Annotated in this window: 13 protein-coding genes; 8 read left to right on the forward strand and 5 right to left on the reverse strand. The window is 35.0% G+C overall.

Features of this window, described 5'->3' with window-relative positions; all coding sequences use genetic code 11:
• From YQ22_RS09745 to YQ22_RS09760, 4 genes are all read right to left on the reverse strand, one after another.
• Positions 1 to 621 (reverse strand): hypothetical protein, encoded by a 621-nt coding sequence (locus YQ22_RS09745; RefSeq protein ID WP_156894555.1) that lies wholly within the window; start codon positions 619 to 621, stop codon positions 1 to 3.
• 10 nt (positions 622 to 631) lie between these two features.
• Complete coding sequence (locus YQ22_RS09750) at positions 632 to 1,450, reverse strand: DUF4412 domain-containing protein (protein ID WP_071341046.1); 819 nt, start codon at positions 1,448 to 1,450, stop codon at positions 632 to 634.
• Between the two features lie 343 nt (positions 1,451 to 1,793).
• Entirely contained in the window at positions 1,794 to 4,697 is a 2,904-nt protein-coding gene (locus YQ22_RS09755) for a response regulator (RefSeq protein ID WP_083414226.1), read from the reverse strand.
• 547 nt (positions 4,698 to 5,244) lie between these two features.
• Positions 5,245 to 5,979, reverse strand: a complete 735-nt coding sequence (locus tag YQ22_RS09760; protein WP_071341048.1) for a hypothetical protein — start codon at positions 5,977 to 5,979, stop codon at positions 5,245 to 5,247.
• 469 nt (positions 5,980 to 6,448) lie between these two features.
• On the opposite strand from YQ22_RS09760, the gene YQ22_RS09765 reads away from it, so the two are divergent.
• The 6 genes from YQ22_RS09765 to rimK all read left to right on the forward strand — a co-directional run bounded on the left by YQ22_RS09765 (position 6,449) and on the right by rimK (position 13,316).
• A complete protein-coding gene (locus tag YQ22_RS09765) occupies positions 6,449 to 7,861 on the forward strand; it encodes an arginine decarboxylase (protein ID WP_058104187.1) in 1,413 nt (470 codons plus the stop codon).
• A gap of 93 nt (positions 7,862 to 7,954) precedes the next feature.
• Positions 7,955 to 8,893: an agmatinase gene (gene speB, locus YQ22_RS09770; protein ID WP_058104186.1), complete on the forward strand. Its 939-nt coding sequence runs from the start codon at positions 7,955 to 7,957 to the stop codon at positions 8,891 to 8,893.
• Positions 8,880 to 9,857, forward strand: a complete 978-nt coding sequence (locus YQ22_RS09775) for a deoxyhypusine synthase family protein (RefSeq protein ID WP_071342557.1) — start codon at positions 8,880 to 8,882, stop codon at positions 9,855 to 9,857. The genes speB and YQ22_RS09775 overlap by 14 nt, the downstream gene beginning before the upstream one ends.
• Positions 9,858 to 9,859: 2 nt before the next feature.
• Positions 9,860 to 10,183, forward strand: a complete 324-nt coding sequence (locus YQ22_RS09780; RefSeq protein WP_058104185.1) for a hypothetical protein — start codon at positions 9,860 to 9,862, stop codon at positions 10,181 to 10,183.
• Positions 10,184 to 10,378: 195 nt separating this feature from the next.
• Complete coding sequence (locus YQ22_RS09785) at positions 10,379 to 11,905, forward strand: bifunctional GNAT family N-acetyltransferase/carbon-nitrogen hydrolase family protein (RefSeq protein ID WP_058104184.1); 1,527 nt, start codon at positions 10,379 to 10,381, stop codon at positions 11,903 to 11,905.
• A 40-nt stretch (positions 11,906 to 11,945) separates the two neighbouring features.
• Entirely contained in the window at positions 11,946 to 13,316 is a 1,371-nt protein-coding gene (gene rimK, locus YQ22_RS09790) for a 30S ribosomal protein S6--L-glutamate ligase (RefSeq protein ID WP_071341049.1), read from the forward strand.
• A gap of 20 nt (positions 13,317 to 13,336) precedes the next feature.
• Here the strand turns inward: rimK and YQ22_RS09795 are convergent, their stop codons facing one another.
• Positions 13,337 to 14,284 carry an NAD-dependent epimerase/dehydratase family protein gene (locus YQ22_RS09795; protein WP_071341050.1) on the reverse strand — a complete coding sequence of 316 codons (948 nt, stop codon included), beginning with the start codon at positions 14,282 to 14,284 and terminating at the stop codon, positions 13,337 to 13,339.
• A 63-nt stretch (positions 14,285 to 14,347) separates the two neighbouring features.
• Between YQ22_RS09795 and YQ22_RS09800 the strand changes: the two genes are divergently transcribed.
• Together YQ22_RS09800 and YQ22_RS09805 are read left to right on the forward strand one after the other, a co-directional pair.
• Positions 14,348 to 14,848 (forward strand): hypothetical protein, encoded by a 501-nt coding sequence (locus YQ22_RS09800; RefSeq protein WP_058104181.1) that lies wholly within the window; start codon positions 14,348 to 14,350, stop codon positions 14,846 to 14,848.
• Positions 14,835 to 15,326 (forward strand): nuclear transport factor 2 family protein, encoded by a 492-nt coding sequence (locus YQ22_RS09805; protein WP_071341051.1) that lies wholly within the window; start codon positions 14,835 to 14,837, stop codon positions 15,324 to 15,326. Before YQ22_RS09800 ends, YQ22_RS09805 begins: the two co-directional genes overlap by 14 nt.
• Positions 15,327 to 15,348 lie beyond the last annotated feature (22 nt).

Raw genomic sequence — 15,348 nt, forward strand, 5'->3', positions numbered from 1 at the left:
TTATTTTCTATGTTTTTGCAATAAATAGTTCGCCAAATCGGTCATTTTAAGGCGTAGCTCTTCATGTTGCTCTTTGGTGCGGTCTGTATTTGCACTTTTAATTCCATAGTGCATTAATAATGCCTGATCATAATTTTCATTGTAAATGATTATTCTTCCATGAGCGGGTTGTTGTGCTATATAAGAATCGCCCGTTTCTGCCATCTCTATATCCATTCCCATAATCTTTAACCCAGCTTCTTTACGTTCCAAATAACTGGCAATTTCTTTTTTGTTCTGTTTTTTTGAACTAGGTGTAGACCTCCATGTTATTCTTGAGTCACCATCTAAAGTATTTGTGCCAAACCCTTTCAAATCAAAAGAACACTTGTTTTCACCGATTTTGTCCAGTATATTAAGGTTTGATTCCGGTACTTTGAGCACTTCTGCCAATTCAGCGATACTCATATCACAATTGTCATTATTATATAGAGAACTGTAATCGCCTGAGGTATTTGAACTACTTTCTTCTTTTTCCGATAAAACCTGTTTGGTATTTGGTTCGCTTGTATCTTGTTTTTTAGGGGTGTCATTACAGGCAATTAAAAGTGTAATAAAAAAAAGAGCTAATGTGTGTCTCATGCTGAATGTTTTAAAATGGTTTTTCATAATCTAAAGTGTTAATGCTAAAGTCTTTCTCTATAAGTTGTGTGCAGATCATATGAACTGGCTTCGCATTTTTCTGCGAATAATCGATCATATCCATTTCAAGTACCAAACCGTCTATTATACTTAACCATGATGGGTCAATTCCTTTTTTTATGTTTTTAAATTTCTTTGTTCGTAAACTTGAGTATGCGGTATGAAATGAAATATCTGCATCTTGTGTTATCCAAACAGTACCAGATATTTGTGGACCGGTAACTTGATATTCATCACACTCATATCCTAAAATATCTTTGGTTTGGCCTGTGTTAGATACCGAATAATCATTACTGTCCATATTCAGTTCTGGCGCATCTTCTAGATCTATTTTCACGGAATTTGTTGTTCGCTGTCCGCCCATATTCATGAAAGTGTGTATAGCCTCATTGGGTAAATCCATTACGGTTACGAATTCAGAAGCATCTTTCATATTAAAAGAGCTGCCTATATATTCATCTTCATTGGTTAAATAGTAGGTGATGTCGGTCGTGCTTCCATCACTCTCAATTTCCATTACATACTCGTGACTAAATGTATAAATCTCAAGTTTTTCAGTTTTTTTACTTTTAAATATTCTACCTTTATTATTAAAAACGGTGTCGAAAGATTTTTCTGTTTCACGCTCTGTTTTTTCAGCTACTTTTCTCTCTATAGTTTGTGCTGCAGCTTCCTGTGCGCGTTCTTTAAGTTTTTTAAAAAATTGTGCGTTAGCATTGGTAGTTATGCTGAATACAAACAAAATCGCTATTAGTTTACATGTTCTCATGATGTTCTTTTTTTGTCGTTTGTCTTTTAATGACACGATTTAAAAAAGGTTAACATCAATCTTTTTTTTGGAACGATATTTTTTTGATCATCTTATTGTTATGAATAATCTTTAATACGTAAAACCCTTCTTTTAAATGGTTAATATTCAAGTAAATCTGCTTTTCAGGTAAACTGTAAATTGAGCATCTAAGACTATTATCGTCTTTCTTCATAGTCAGTTTGACTTTGCATTTTGAAATACACGAGTTTTATTGAATATGAAATTAATGCAGGTGTTTTAATGGTGCTACATTGTATGTAACAATTACTATTTAATATGTAACCAATTGGTGTGTAGTATGTTATTGTATTTTGGTGTTGTGTGAAGAAATATATTCTGAGGGAGTGCAATGATATACTTCTTTAAAGCATTTGCTGAAATATGCGTGATTATTAAAACCAACGCTATAACCGACTTCTGATACATTTATACCAGGTTTTTTTAGCATTTGTGTAGCTAGTTTTAAACGTTGAGAACGTATAAATTCTGTAGTGGCGAGACCTGTAAGTGCTTTTAATTTTCTGTGGAGTTGCATTCTGCTCATGTGAATAGCAGTACTAAAATCAGCTGCGTTAAAGGCGGGGTCTATGAGGTTGTTATCAAGAATTTTTTGAAGTTTGTTCAAGAATTTTTCATCTACAGACGATATCGCAATTTCTTTTGGTCTAAGAATTATTTCTTGACTGTACCTTGATTGTAATTTTTTTCTAAGCGCTACCAAAGAAGCGGTTTTACGCTCTAGTATTTTTTGATTAAATGGTTTTGTAATATAATCATCCGAACCAAATTCTATACCCGTTAATTCATGATCGTCACCAGCTTTTGCCGTTAAAAGTATGATGGGAATATGACTGGTACGTTCATCATTCTTTAAGGTTTTTGTAAGCTCTAGACCATCTTTTTTAGGCATCATCAAGTCTGAAATAATGATATCGGGTATTTTATTAAGTGCTATTTGAATACCTTCTTCACCATCAGATGCCTGTATTATAGAGTACATGTTTTTAAAGGTGTTCTGAAGCAAAGTTCTTACATCTTTATTGTCCTCCACTATAAGTAAAATGGGTAAATCGTTCTTAGGTGAAATTTCTTCTTGACTAGTTGTAGATGCAGTAGTCGTGGTAATTTTTGAATGTCTAGGCTCAATACTTTTAATGACCTCTATATTTTTAAGCTTTTTCTTGTCTATACATAGAGATACATCGAAAAGCGTATAGTTTAGTTTGTCGCTGCTCACGTTTATTTTACCACCATGTAGTTCAGTAAGTTCTTTTACTAGTGATAAACCAATACCTACACCTTCGTTATGATCACTTGTCTGATAAAACCTATTGAAAATGGTTTTCATCTGTATAGTAGAAATGCCATTACCGGTGTTCTTTATTGTTATCTTCAAGTTATTTTGAACGATTTTCGAACTAAGAAGAATGCTACCTTGTTCAGGCGTATATTTTATGGCATTACCCAATAAATTTATGACGATGTTCTCTACAGCATTTTGATCAAACCAACAGAGTTTATCGGTATCTGAAATTTGAAGATTAAAATCTATATTCTTCTGCAAGGCAAGAAATGAAAAAGACTCGCTCCAAGCTGCAATCAGTTGGGTGGCATACCCTTGTTGTACACGTAATTTTCTATTGCCGCTATCAATTTTAGATAATTCTAGTAGTTGATCTACTAAAGAAGATAGTCTTACTGTACTTTTTTGAGCAATCTCTAAATGCTTTCTTTGATCATTGCTGAGTTTTGCATTGGTCAGTGCTTCTTGAATTGGTGCCGAGATTAAAGTTAAAGGAGTTCTAAATTCATGAGATATATTCGTAAAGAATTCGGTTTTTAAGGCGTCAACTTCTTTTAATTTGTGATTCACTTTTATTCTGTTACGATATAGAATAAATATTAACAGGGCAATTAAAGAAGTAAAGGCTATGATTCCGAATAGAAAATTACGCTGTGCTTTTTGTAACGTATCGGTCAGTTCGTACTGTGCTTTTAAAAGGGCTACTTCTTGTAGTTGTTGCTCCTTAAAGCGTAATTGTTGATTTAATATAAAACCGTTGGCGTTTTCTTGCTGATTGAGATACTTGACTTGTTCGTCGTAAGCTAGTTTAGTCTGGTATGCGTTAGCATAATCACTCACTAAATCATAATAATTAATTTCTACCCTATTTAGTTCCGTTTTAAAACCTAAAAGATCAGTAACATCGGGATACATTCGGGCTTTTTCTAAATGGAACAAAGCTTTCTTAGGTTCATTGAGTGCAATAAAAAGTTCTACCCAATGCAAGTGAACTATTCCTGCAAAAGTGGAAGCTTCTGGTTTCTCTATTAAATATCCTACGTTGGTAAGGTATTTTTCTGTTTTGTCAAACTCCTTTTTTTTGAAATACATTTTGGCAAGACCTATTGTAGAAACAGAAATTGCCGTGGGGTCTCCAATTTTGTTACTCTGATTTAATAGGTGTTTATATAATTGAATGGCTTCATTAAAATTATTTTCTTGTACGGCAAGTTTTATTAAAAGTCTATTGGCTTCATACTCACCTGGTGGATAATCAACTTCTTTTGATATGGTAATACATTGTTCTATATAGTTCTTGGCTAAATCATTGTTTCCTTTTGCGTCTAAATAAATTTCTGCAATATATCCTTTAACACGAGCTAACAAAGATGACTGGGTGTTGTTATTTGTGTAAAGAGAATCTATTTTTAAATAAAGATTCATTTTTTTGCTCAAGTCAGGTTCAACACCTGCGAACCTAGAGTAGGCGGAGGCTATGCCTTCTAAATAATTGGCTTTTTTTGAATGTTCAAGTATGTTCTCATATCTCAAAATAGAATTTTTTGATTCACCTTTAAAGTATTCATGGTTTGCTAACCAAATATTACTGTCAATAATTAAAGAGTCGATTCCTTTCAGTATACTGATATCATAAGCTTTCTTATAATGCCATTCAGATGAATCTAATTTAGCTGTGAAGAAGTAATATTGACCTAGATTCTGATGATAATAATAAGATGAAAAGAATGAATTTGTTACATCTTTTTCAAGCTTTAATTTTTTAATGTAATACAAAGCTGAATCCGGATTCTTAAAAATTAACTCCTTAAAGCTTTGATGATAATTTTTAGTGTTCACGGAATTCTGCGCAAGGGAAACCTGGAGGACGAAAAATAGTAGTATCGTTAATAGTTTCCTCATCTTATTAATATTTATATTAAATTAATAATCAAAATATTAGAATATATTTTTTTGGACACAAAAAGATATAAGAAATATTAAACGTGAAAATTAAATGTAAGGCTTTTTTGATTGTTGTATCAATTTCATAACAGTATGTTTACGTACAAATGACCTTGTAGAAAACAATGATCCCTAATTTTGCAGCGCCCTAATAAAGGGATACGTTCTTAGTTTGAGTTAGTTTGAAAAAGCCGATTGTTGAAATCGGCTTTTTTATGCCATAAATATTGGTCATAACCATTAAACCTTTCGGATTCAATTTTTGTTTTCGGTAAAAAAGAATACCCATAAAAAGGCAATTACCAAACAAATAGCAAAAAATCCGAAAAGGTTAATGTAGTTAGACATGAGTAGGAATTTTCTGCTAAACTATAAAAACTAAGAAAGGGTAATGGTCATCTAATGTTATTTTCGATAAACGGTAGTGTTTTTTTTAAGTTTTAAGTACTGAACGTACTAATTATCAATAAATTAATGTGCTATGTTAGGGTAAAATCCTGGTTGGTTATCTTTTGCTCCATATTTCATACATAGGTTCACCTTTACTGTTTTTACCTTTGTGGTGCCAATCTTTTCCTTTTATGTTATAATTAAAATTCAATTGTGCCCCAACTCTGGTATCATCTTTTGAGAAGAATTCAATATGTTCTGTGTATATACCATCTAATGATGTGTAGCTACCACTACCTGTACCAGAAAACCTAAAAGATTCAGTGTCATACGCTACCCATTGAAATGTATTGTCCATTAATAACTTCAATGTTTTTCTAGAATTTTCTTCGCCACGTCTTTCTTGACCATTATCTGGTCCTCTAGTGGCAAAGAGCCAAGCGCCATCTAAATCTTGGGCAGCTGGGGTAGTGGGCTCTAATGCTAACTTTTGGTTCCAATGCAGTTGCAGATTTTCACCATCCATTTTAAAAGGTATGGTAAGTTGTTTCAAGGCGTCTTCTTCGTAATCGGAGTTAAACTCCAATTGGACTACTAAGGTATTTTGAGATGAGTTGTTCTCTATTTTAAAAAATCCTCCTACAGTCTTAATGAATTTTGCAGGGTCAACTTCATACTCGTTATAGATGAAATAGTCACCGTTTATTTTTACTTGATGCACTGTTTTTGATCCGTTGTTTTGTACGGTGTCAGTGTAAATTCCGGTCGGAATTTGACCGTTTACAACCAAACTTGAAGTCAAAAGCAGTAAAATACTTGCAGAAATCAGTTTTAAATTAATTTTTTCCATTGGTGTTGTGTGTTTGTAAAAATTTGAAAATTAAGTAGTTATCGTAAAGTTGGCAATTATTTTTAGTATGAAAATTGAAAAAAATGTTAATTGTCGTAAAAAAAATGAAAACGCTTGTTTTTTCATTTTTTTTGATTTCATTTGTCATGTCCTAATATACAACTTTGTGTGTTGGAGATTTCAAGCTTTTAGCTGAACATTATGTATCGTTATTCTATGTTCGGGTTTGAGGGAAATTGGAAGTATTTCCCACAAATGGCTTATAAGATAGGTTGCCGATTAGTAAAGCAAACTTCCAATTCATTTTCTACTATCATGCAAAGTCAGCATGATTACTTCTTTATTCCTACTACGCAGAGGCAAATTTTGGTGTGATACACTATTCAACATGGTTACGTTTTCTTAACTTTAAGTCTTTGGGCTAGTTACTATATTTAACAAATATCAAATTTCATTATAATTCAATTTCATGAATACCAAATACATTGATCTAATTGATCAAACTTACTATTTCCCCCAAGAAGAGTTCAATCTAGATGGTGAACATCTACAATTTCACGGCATACCTCTAAATGAACTGGTAAAGCAATATGGCAGCCCGTTGAAATTTACTTACTTGCCTAAAATTTCAGAGAATATTCTTAGGGCAAAAAACTGGTTTGCTAATGCTATAGAAAAAAATAATTACAAGGGTAAATATCACTATTGTTACTGTACTAAAAGCTCGCATTTTCAGCATATAATGCATGAAGCTTTAAAGAACAATATTCATATGGAAACCTCTTCTGCCTTTGATATCAATATCATTGAAAAACTTAAAGCAGATGGTAAATTAAGCAATGACACTTTTGTTATCTGTAACGGATTTAAGCGTGAAAAATACATTGATAATATTGCTCGCTTAATAAATAATGGACACCAGAACTGTATTCCCATTATAGACAATTATGAAGAAATAGATTTACTTTCAGATGCTATCAATGACACCTTTAAAGTAGGTATTCGTATAGCATCTGAAGAAGAGCCTAAATTCGAATTTTATACTTCTCGTTTGGGTATTGGCTATAAGAATATTGTTCCTTTCTATGAGAACCAGATCAAGGATAATGATAAGGTAGAGCTTAAAATGCTTCACTTCTTCATTAATACCGGTATTCGTGACAATGCTTATTACTGGAACGAGCTTGTAAAATGTCTTAAGGTTTATGTTCGTCTAAAGAAAATTTGCCCATCATTGGACAGTTTAAATATTGGTGGCGGTTTCCCTATAAAGAACACCTTGGCTTTTGAGTACGATTACCAATACATGATCAATGAAATTTTAAATCAGATTAATATCACTTGCTCAGAGGCAGATGTGCCCGTTCCTCATATTTTTACCGAATTCGGTAGCTTTACTGTGGGTGAAAGTGGTGGTGCCATTTATGAGATCTTATATCAAAAACAACAAAATGATCGCGAAAAGTGGAATATGATAGATTCTTCTTTTATAACCACGTTGCCAGATACTTGGGCTATCAATAAAAGATTTATCATGTTACCGATCAATAGGTGGAATGATGAGTATGAGCGTGTATTGTTGGGCGGACTAACATGTGATAGCGATGATTATTATAATAGTGAGCAGAATATGAACGCTATTTATTTGCCTAAGTATAAAAGGGAAAAGCCGTTGTATATAGGTTTTTTCAATACTGGAGCCTATCAAGAGACCATTGGCGGTTATGGTGGTTTACAGCACTGTTTAATTCCACAGCCAAAGCATATATTGATTGATAAGGATGAAAACGGTAACTTCACTTATAAACTCTTTAGGTCCCAGCAAAAAGCAGAAGACCTACTTAATATTCTGGGTTATGAGGTTGAGCCAGAAAATGAATAAAAATAATCCGGTAATAAAGACCGATAGAAATAGAAATACGTATATAAAATTGAAAATATTACTAAAAAACCACTTAACAATAGCTAATATATCATGAGTACATCTAAGAATTATGCCGGTATTTCCGATGAATTCGCACAACTAGAAAAATCCAAAATTATCTTGATACCTGTTCCTTATGACGGAACAAGTACTTGGGGTAAAGGAGCGGACAAAGGTCCTGAAGCTTTTTTGGAAGCTTCGGAAAACATGGAATTGTATGATATTGAAACCGATTCTGAAGTTTACAAGCAGGGTATTCATTTAACCGAGCCAATTACAGAGAATAGTTCTCCAGAGGCAATGGTAAATGAGGTACATAACATTACCAAAGATTTTATTAAACGTAACAAGTTTGTAACCCTTTTTGGCGGTGAACATTCAATATCTATTGGTTCTATTAGAGCCTTTAACGAGTGTTTTGATAATTTAACGGTATTGCAGATAGATGCTCATGCGGATCTTAGGGAATCTTATGAAGGTACAAAGTATAACCATGCCTGTGCCGTATACGAAGCTAGCCAGACTACCAATTTGGTTCAGGTAGGTATTCGTTCTATGGATGTGATTGAAAAGACCGTAATGGATGAGGAAAAAACTTTTTTTGCCCATGATATGGTTGCTGATGAATATTGGTCAGATAAGGTAATAGAAGCAATGACCGAAAATGTCTTTATAACATTGGACCTTGATGCTTTTGATCCGTCCATTATGCCTTCTACCGGTACACCAGAGCCAGGAGGGTTACTTTGGTATGAGACCTTGGAGTTTTTAAAGCAGGTTTTTGAAGATAAGAACGTGGTAGGTTTTGACATTGTTGAACTTTGCCCTAACAAAAATGATAAATCGTCAGACTTTTTGGCGGCTAAATTATATTACAAAATGCTCAGCTATAAATTTGCAGGGCAAGACATAGATCAAGAGTATGACAATACTTTTGATATTGATTATAAAGCAAATACAAATTCAAGATTCGAAGATGACGAAGACTAAAGGTGCAATCACCAATTTCATAGAAAAATATTATTTACACTTTAATGCGGCTGCTTTGGTAGATGCTGCCAAAGGGTATGAAGAACAGCTGGACAACGGTGCCAAAATGTTGGTTTCTTTGGCTGGCGCTATGTCTACTGCTGAATTAGGTAAGATCTTTGCAGAGGTTATACGCCAAGATAAGGTACAGATCATTTCCTGTACCGGTGCCAATTTAGAAGAGGATATTATGAATTTGGTGGCGCATTCTCATTACAAGCGTGTACCTAATTATAGAGATTTGACTCCGCAAGACGAGTGGGACCTGTTGGAAAAAGGCTTGAATAGGGTTACCGATACCTGTATTCCAGAAGAGGAAGCTTTTAGAAGATTGCAAGAGCATATTTTTAAAATTTGGAAAGATGCAGATGATAAGGGCGAACGTTATTTGCCACATGAATTCATGTATAAAATGTTACTTTCCGGAGTGTTAGAGGAATATTATGAAATAGACCTTAAAGATTCTTGGATGTACGCTGCAGCAGAAAAGAACCTGCCTATTATTTGCCCAGGTTGGGAAGATAGTACTATGGGTAACATTTTTGCATCATATGTAATGAAAGGTGAACTAAAGGCTAGTACCATGAAATCTGGTATTGAATACATGACCTTTTTGGCAGACTGGTATACGGCAAATTCTGAAAACGGAATTGGGTTCTTCCAAATTGGTGGAGGTATCGCCGGAGATTTTCCTATTTGTGTTGTGCCAATGCTGTATCAAGATATGGAACGTACAGATACTCCGTTCTGGAGCTATTTCTGCCAAATTAGCGACAGTACCACAAGTTATGGTTCCTACTCGGGTGCTGTACCAAATGAAAAAATTACCTGGGGAAAATTGGATATCAATACACCCAAATATATAATTGAAAGTGATGCGACAATTGTTGCGCCCTTAATTTTTGCTTACCTATTAGACATGTAATTATGGACAAGAACGCACATTTAAAAAGAGTCATAGTCGACTTTAAAAAATTGACACCAGAAGTGTTGAAACTGTTGGTAGAAAGATACCCAGATGGGTATGATGACCGTAATATTATCTCCTTTAGAAATGCTCAAGGAGAACGTATAGAAGCTGTTGAGGTATTGACCGAAGACACTAAGTATTTAGTAAAAATCAGTGCTAAGCTTGAGTATACAATGGAAAATTATGACGAGGATGATTATGAAGATTTTGATGATGATGATCCAACTGCAGTTGTAGAACCAAATCCTGAGGATATGGTTGATGGTGATGATGAAGACTAGTTTTTCTATCGCCCAAGTTGCTCCTGCACTTTATAGAATAATACATCCGGTCTATTTTCTGTAGACCGTAAAACCAAGTTCTTCTCGCAAAGCGAGATGTTACGATTACAATTTCCGATTGCCCTTTGGGACTGTCCCAAAATGGATTACCAATAAAACTATAAAACTAATTATCGTTGTGCTTTCAACAGGTATATGAAAATTGATGAAATTGAAAATATTGAATTAAAGTTTTTGGACCTTGATGATTATCAAGAACTTAAAACTGCTATGATTTCTGCCTACACCAATATGCCGGGTTCATATTGGAAAGAGAAACATATAAAATCGTTGATCGAAAAATTTCCTGAGGGTCAGGTCGTTATTAAGATCAATGGTCAACTTGCAGGGGTAGCCCTTTCTATTGTCGTAGATTATGATGCTTTTGATGACAACCATACATATGAGCAGATTACGGGCAAATACTCTTTTGACACCCATGATAATGAGGGTGATGTGCTTTATGGTATAGAGGTGTTTATAAAGCCAAGCTTTAGGGGTCTTCGTTTGGGGCGTCGTTTATATGATTATAGAAAAGAGCTTTGTGAAAAGTTAAACTTAAAAAGTATCGTTTTTGGTGGTAGAATGCCAAATTACCATGCCTATGCATCAAAACTATCACCAAAAGAATACATTGATAAGGTCCGTAGAAAAGAGATTCAAGATCCTGTACTAAATTTTCAGATCAGTAATGATTTTCATCCTGCCAAGGTAATGAAAGGGTATTTAGATGGCGATAAGGCTTCACAAGATTTTGCAATTTTGATGGAGTGGGATAATATCTATTACCAAAAACCGTCTAAAAAAGCTGCTACTAAAAAAACCGTAATTAGATTAGGGTTGATTCAATGGCAAATGAGACCTTATAAAGATTTGGATGAGCTTTTGGAGCAAGCGGAATATTTTATTGATGCGGTTTCTGGTTATCGTTCAGATTTTGCATTGTTTCCAGAGTTCTTTAATGCACCCTTAATGGCGGTTAACAATCATATGTCTACGCCAGATGCTATTCGTGAATTGGCAAAGCATACACAGGCAATTGCCCAAAAATTCTCTGAGTTTTCCATATCGTACAACATTAATATCATTACAGGTAGTATGCCGGAAATGATCGATGGTCGCCTATACAATGTGGGGTATTTATGTAGAAGGGATGGTAGTATGGAGCGTTATGAAAAACTTCACGTAACACCAGATGAAGCCAAGGTTTGGGGAATGCAAGGCGGTAATCAATTAAAGGCTTTTGATACTGATTGTGGTAAAATTGGGGTGTTGGTGTGCTATGATTCTGAGTTTCCTGAACTTAGTAGACTGCTTGCCGATGAAGGTATGGATATTTTATTCGTTCCTTTCTTGACAGATACCCAAAATGGTTATTCTAGAGTGCGTAATTGTGCGCAGGCTAGAGCAATTGAAAATGAATGTTATGTTGCTATTGCAGGTAGTGTAGGTAACTTGCCAAATGTTCAGAATATGGATATTCAGTTTGCCCAGTCTATGGTTTTTACACCGTGCGATTTCTCTTTTCCAACAAACGGAATTAAGGCAGAAGCAACACCGAATACAGAAATGATCTTAATTGCCGATGTTGATATTAGTTTATTACGTGAACTAAATCAGTTTGGTGCAGTACGTAATCTTCGCGATAGAAGAACAGATTTATTTGAGTTAAAAAAGAAATAAGAAAGCTCCTATTTTAAAAAGGAGTCAAAAACAAACAGAATTGGATAATTTAAAAATAATAGGTAGTGAAGAGTGGTGTGTGTTCAATGACCTGGGTATACCGGCAATTAAAGCCAGGGTAGACTCTGGGGCAAAAACATCTTCCATACAAGCTACTAATTTAAAAATAGTATCAAAAGGAGGTCAGGAATGGGTAAAATTTGAGGTTAGTCCGCTTCAAGAAAACCGTAGTATTGCCATTGAATGCCAAGCAAGGTTGATTGCCCGTCGTATGGTTAAAAGTTCATCGGGTATATCAGAAGAACGTCTGGTGATAAAAACACCGGTTACCTTAGGTGATGCTACATTTGATATTGAACTGACCTTGGCCAATAGAGATACTATGGAGTTCCGTATGCTTTTAGGTAGAGAGGCTTTAAATGAGCGCTTTATTGTAAACCCTGCGGTAAACTATCAATTAGGATTGTTTGAAGATCAAGAGGTCAATAAGTTTTACGCTCCTTATTTTAAAGAAAAATCAGGACTAAAGATTGCACTTTTGGCCAGTAATCCAAATTTGTACAGTAATAAGAGAATCATGGAAGCCGCAGAGGCAAGGGGTCATGAAATACATTTCTTAAATGTTGAGCAAGCCTATATGAAGCTTGATGCCCATTCTCCCGAAATAAGATATCGTGGTGGTATCATACTTAAAGACTATGATGCGGTAATACCAAGAATAAAGCCATCCGTAACATTTTACGGTTGCGCATTGATCCGTCAGTTTAACAATCTTGGTGTATACTGTCAGAATTCGGCAGAGGCTATTACACAATCTAGAGATAAATTGTTCGCATCACAGTTGTTCTCAAACTATGATATCCATATTCCTATCACCGGTTTTGCAAAATCACCTATGGATACCAAAGACTTAATCAAAATGGTCAACGGTGCACCATTGATCATTAAACTTTTGGAAAGTACGCAAGGTAAGGGTGTTGTTCTTGCCGAAACCAATAAGGCCGCTGAAAGTGTAATCAATGCCTTTAAGAGTGTTAACACGAACATATTGGTACAAGAGTTTATTAAAGAGGCAAATGGACAAGATATCCGTTGTTTTGTGGTGAACGGCAGAGTAGTGGCCAGTATGCAGCGCCAAGCCCAAAAGGGGGAGTTCAGGGCAAATATTCACCAAGGTGGTACGGCATCAATCGTTAAGATTACGGCTGATGAAAAGAAGTTGGCTTTAAAAGCCGCTAAAGTATTGAACCTTGCCGTTGCGGGCGTAGATATCATACGATCTAACAAAGGACCGTTACTATTGGAAGTTAACTCATCACCAGGTTTAGAGGGTATTGAAAATGCTACAGGTAAAGATATCGCCAATGCCATGATCATGGCAATTGAAAAGCGATTGAAGTTTATTAACTAAATATTCATTTGAAGAACAGGCTAAACCCTGTTCTTCAAATTTTCTAACATTGTTTCAGAAGTTTTTTCAAGGTCAAATTCTGCCTTCCAATTCCAATCTTTTTGGGCACTGCTATCATCAATACTACTTGGCCAAGAGTTGGCAATTTCTTGCCTAAAATCCGGTTCATAGGCCATTTCAAATTCAGGGATCACAGCTTTTATATTTTCGGCCATTTCTTTGGGCGTAAAGCTCATTGCTGCCAAATTATAGGCAGAACGCTCCTTGATGTTCTCAGATGGGGCTTCCATGATCTGTAATGTGGCACGTATGGCATCGTCCATGAACATCATAGGTAATTTAGTGTCTTCTTCCAAGAAACAGGTGTATGCGCCTTCTGAAAGTGCTTTATGGTATATTTCCACGGCATAATCAGTTGTTCCGCCACCTGGCATGGTTTTCCAGCTAATAAGACCTGGGTATCTAATGCTTCTTACATCTACGTCAAATTTTTTGAAATAATACTCGCACCATCGTTCACCGCTTTGCTTACTAATACCATAAACCGTGCTTGGCTCCATTATGGTATTTTGCGGAGTATCGTCTTTTGGTGTATTCGGACCAAAAACGGCGATACTAGACGGCCAAAAGATTTTATCTATTTTTTTCTCCTTTGCCAAATTCAATACATTGAAAAGGGTATTCATGTTCAAATTCCATGCACGCATCGGAAATTTCTCTGCCGTTGCACTAAGCATAGCGGCCATTAAATACACTTCAGAAATTTCGTAATAGGCAATGACCTCTTCAAGCGCGTCATAATTAGTGGCATCTAATATTTCAAATGGTCCAGATCCCATTAAATCTTCATTACCTTCCCTAATATCACTGGCAATTACATACTCACTACCATATTTCTCCCTAAGGGTTAAGGTTAGTTCTGTTCCAATTTGACCACAGGCCCCAATAATCAAAATATATTTCGGCATTAAATTTTTCGTTAAATGAATTTGAGATAAAGATACCTTTTCTTAAAATTTGTACATTCGCTTATGTCCAAAATTATCTTTTTTTTATCACTCATAGTCCTAGTTGCCTCTTGCAAAGAGGAAGCAAAGGAAACCACGGTTGTACATGAATCTCTTTGGCAGTCTACAAAAGACAGCCTGCCCGTAAAAATTGGCTTAGATACCAAAGCCCATGCTATTTTAAAAGATTGGTTGGAATATAACGCCTTGGATAAAAGTTTTGATAAAATGTATTCTTCTGATTACATAGAAGATTTTGAACTTGTGATCGATGAGATTATAGAAAATCAAAAAAAACTAGAAGAAAGCGAATACCCTGAAAAATTCAATATCCAACAAATTAAGGGTAGGCAGAAACTGTTCAAGACCTTTGTTTTAAAAACCAAGGGCGATTTGGAGTATAGACAAAATCCTACGGAATCTATGATTCAGATGATAAAGGCCTATAATGATCTTAGAAATCAATTTAACGTTGTGGTCAACAATACGTTGCCAGAAGAACTACTTAAGAATGAAGAAAATTAGCCTATTTATATTTCTGTTCTGCTCATTTGTGTTTTCACAGAATAATGAGAAAGCAGAAATAACCGAAACTTTGAACAGCTGGCATGCAGCGGCCGGTTCTGCAGACTTTGACGCCTATTTTGATTTAATGACGAATGATGCTGTATTTATAGGTACCGATGCTACCGAGAATTGGCAAAGAGATGCGTTTATGAGTTTTTCTAAACCTTATTTTGATAAAGGAAAAGCATGGAATTTTACTGCGGTTGAGCGTAATATTTATATAAATAATGAAGCCGATTTTGCATGGTTCGATGAGCTTTTAGATACACAAATGAAAATTTGCCGTGGATCGGGAGTATTGAAAAAGATAGATGGACAATGGAAGGTAGCACATTATGTGCTGTCTATTGCGGTACCTAATGATTTGATAGATGAGTTGGTAGAGCTGAAAAAAGAAACGGACAATACTCTTTTAGAAAAGCTAAAAACAAATTAATAAAAAAAGGCGAATCAAGTGA

It is taken from the genome of Maribacter sp. 1_2014MBL_MicDiv, assembly GCF_001865655.1.
Taxonomy (GTDB): Bacteria; Bacteroidota; Bacteroidia; order Flavobacteriales; family Flavobacteriaceae; genus Maribacter; species Maribacter dokdonensis.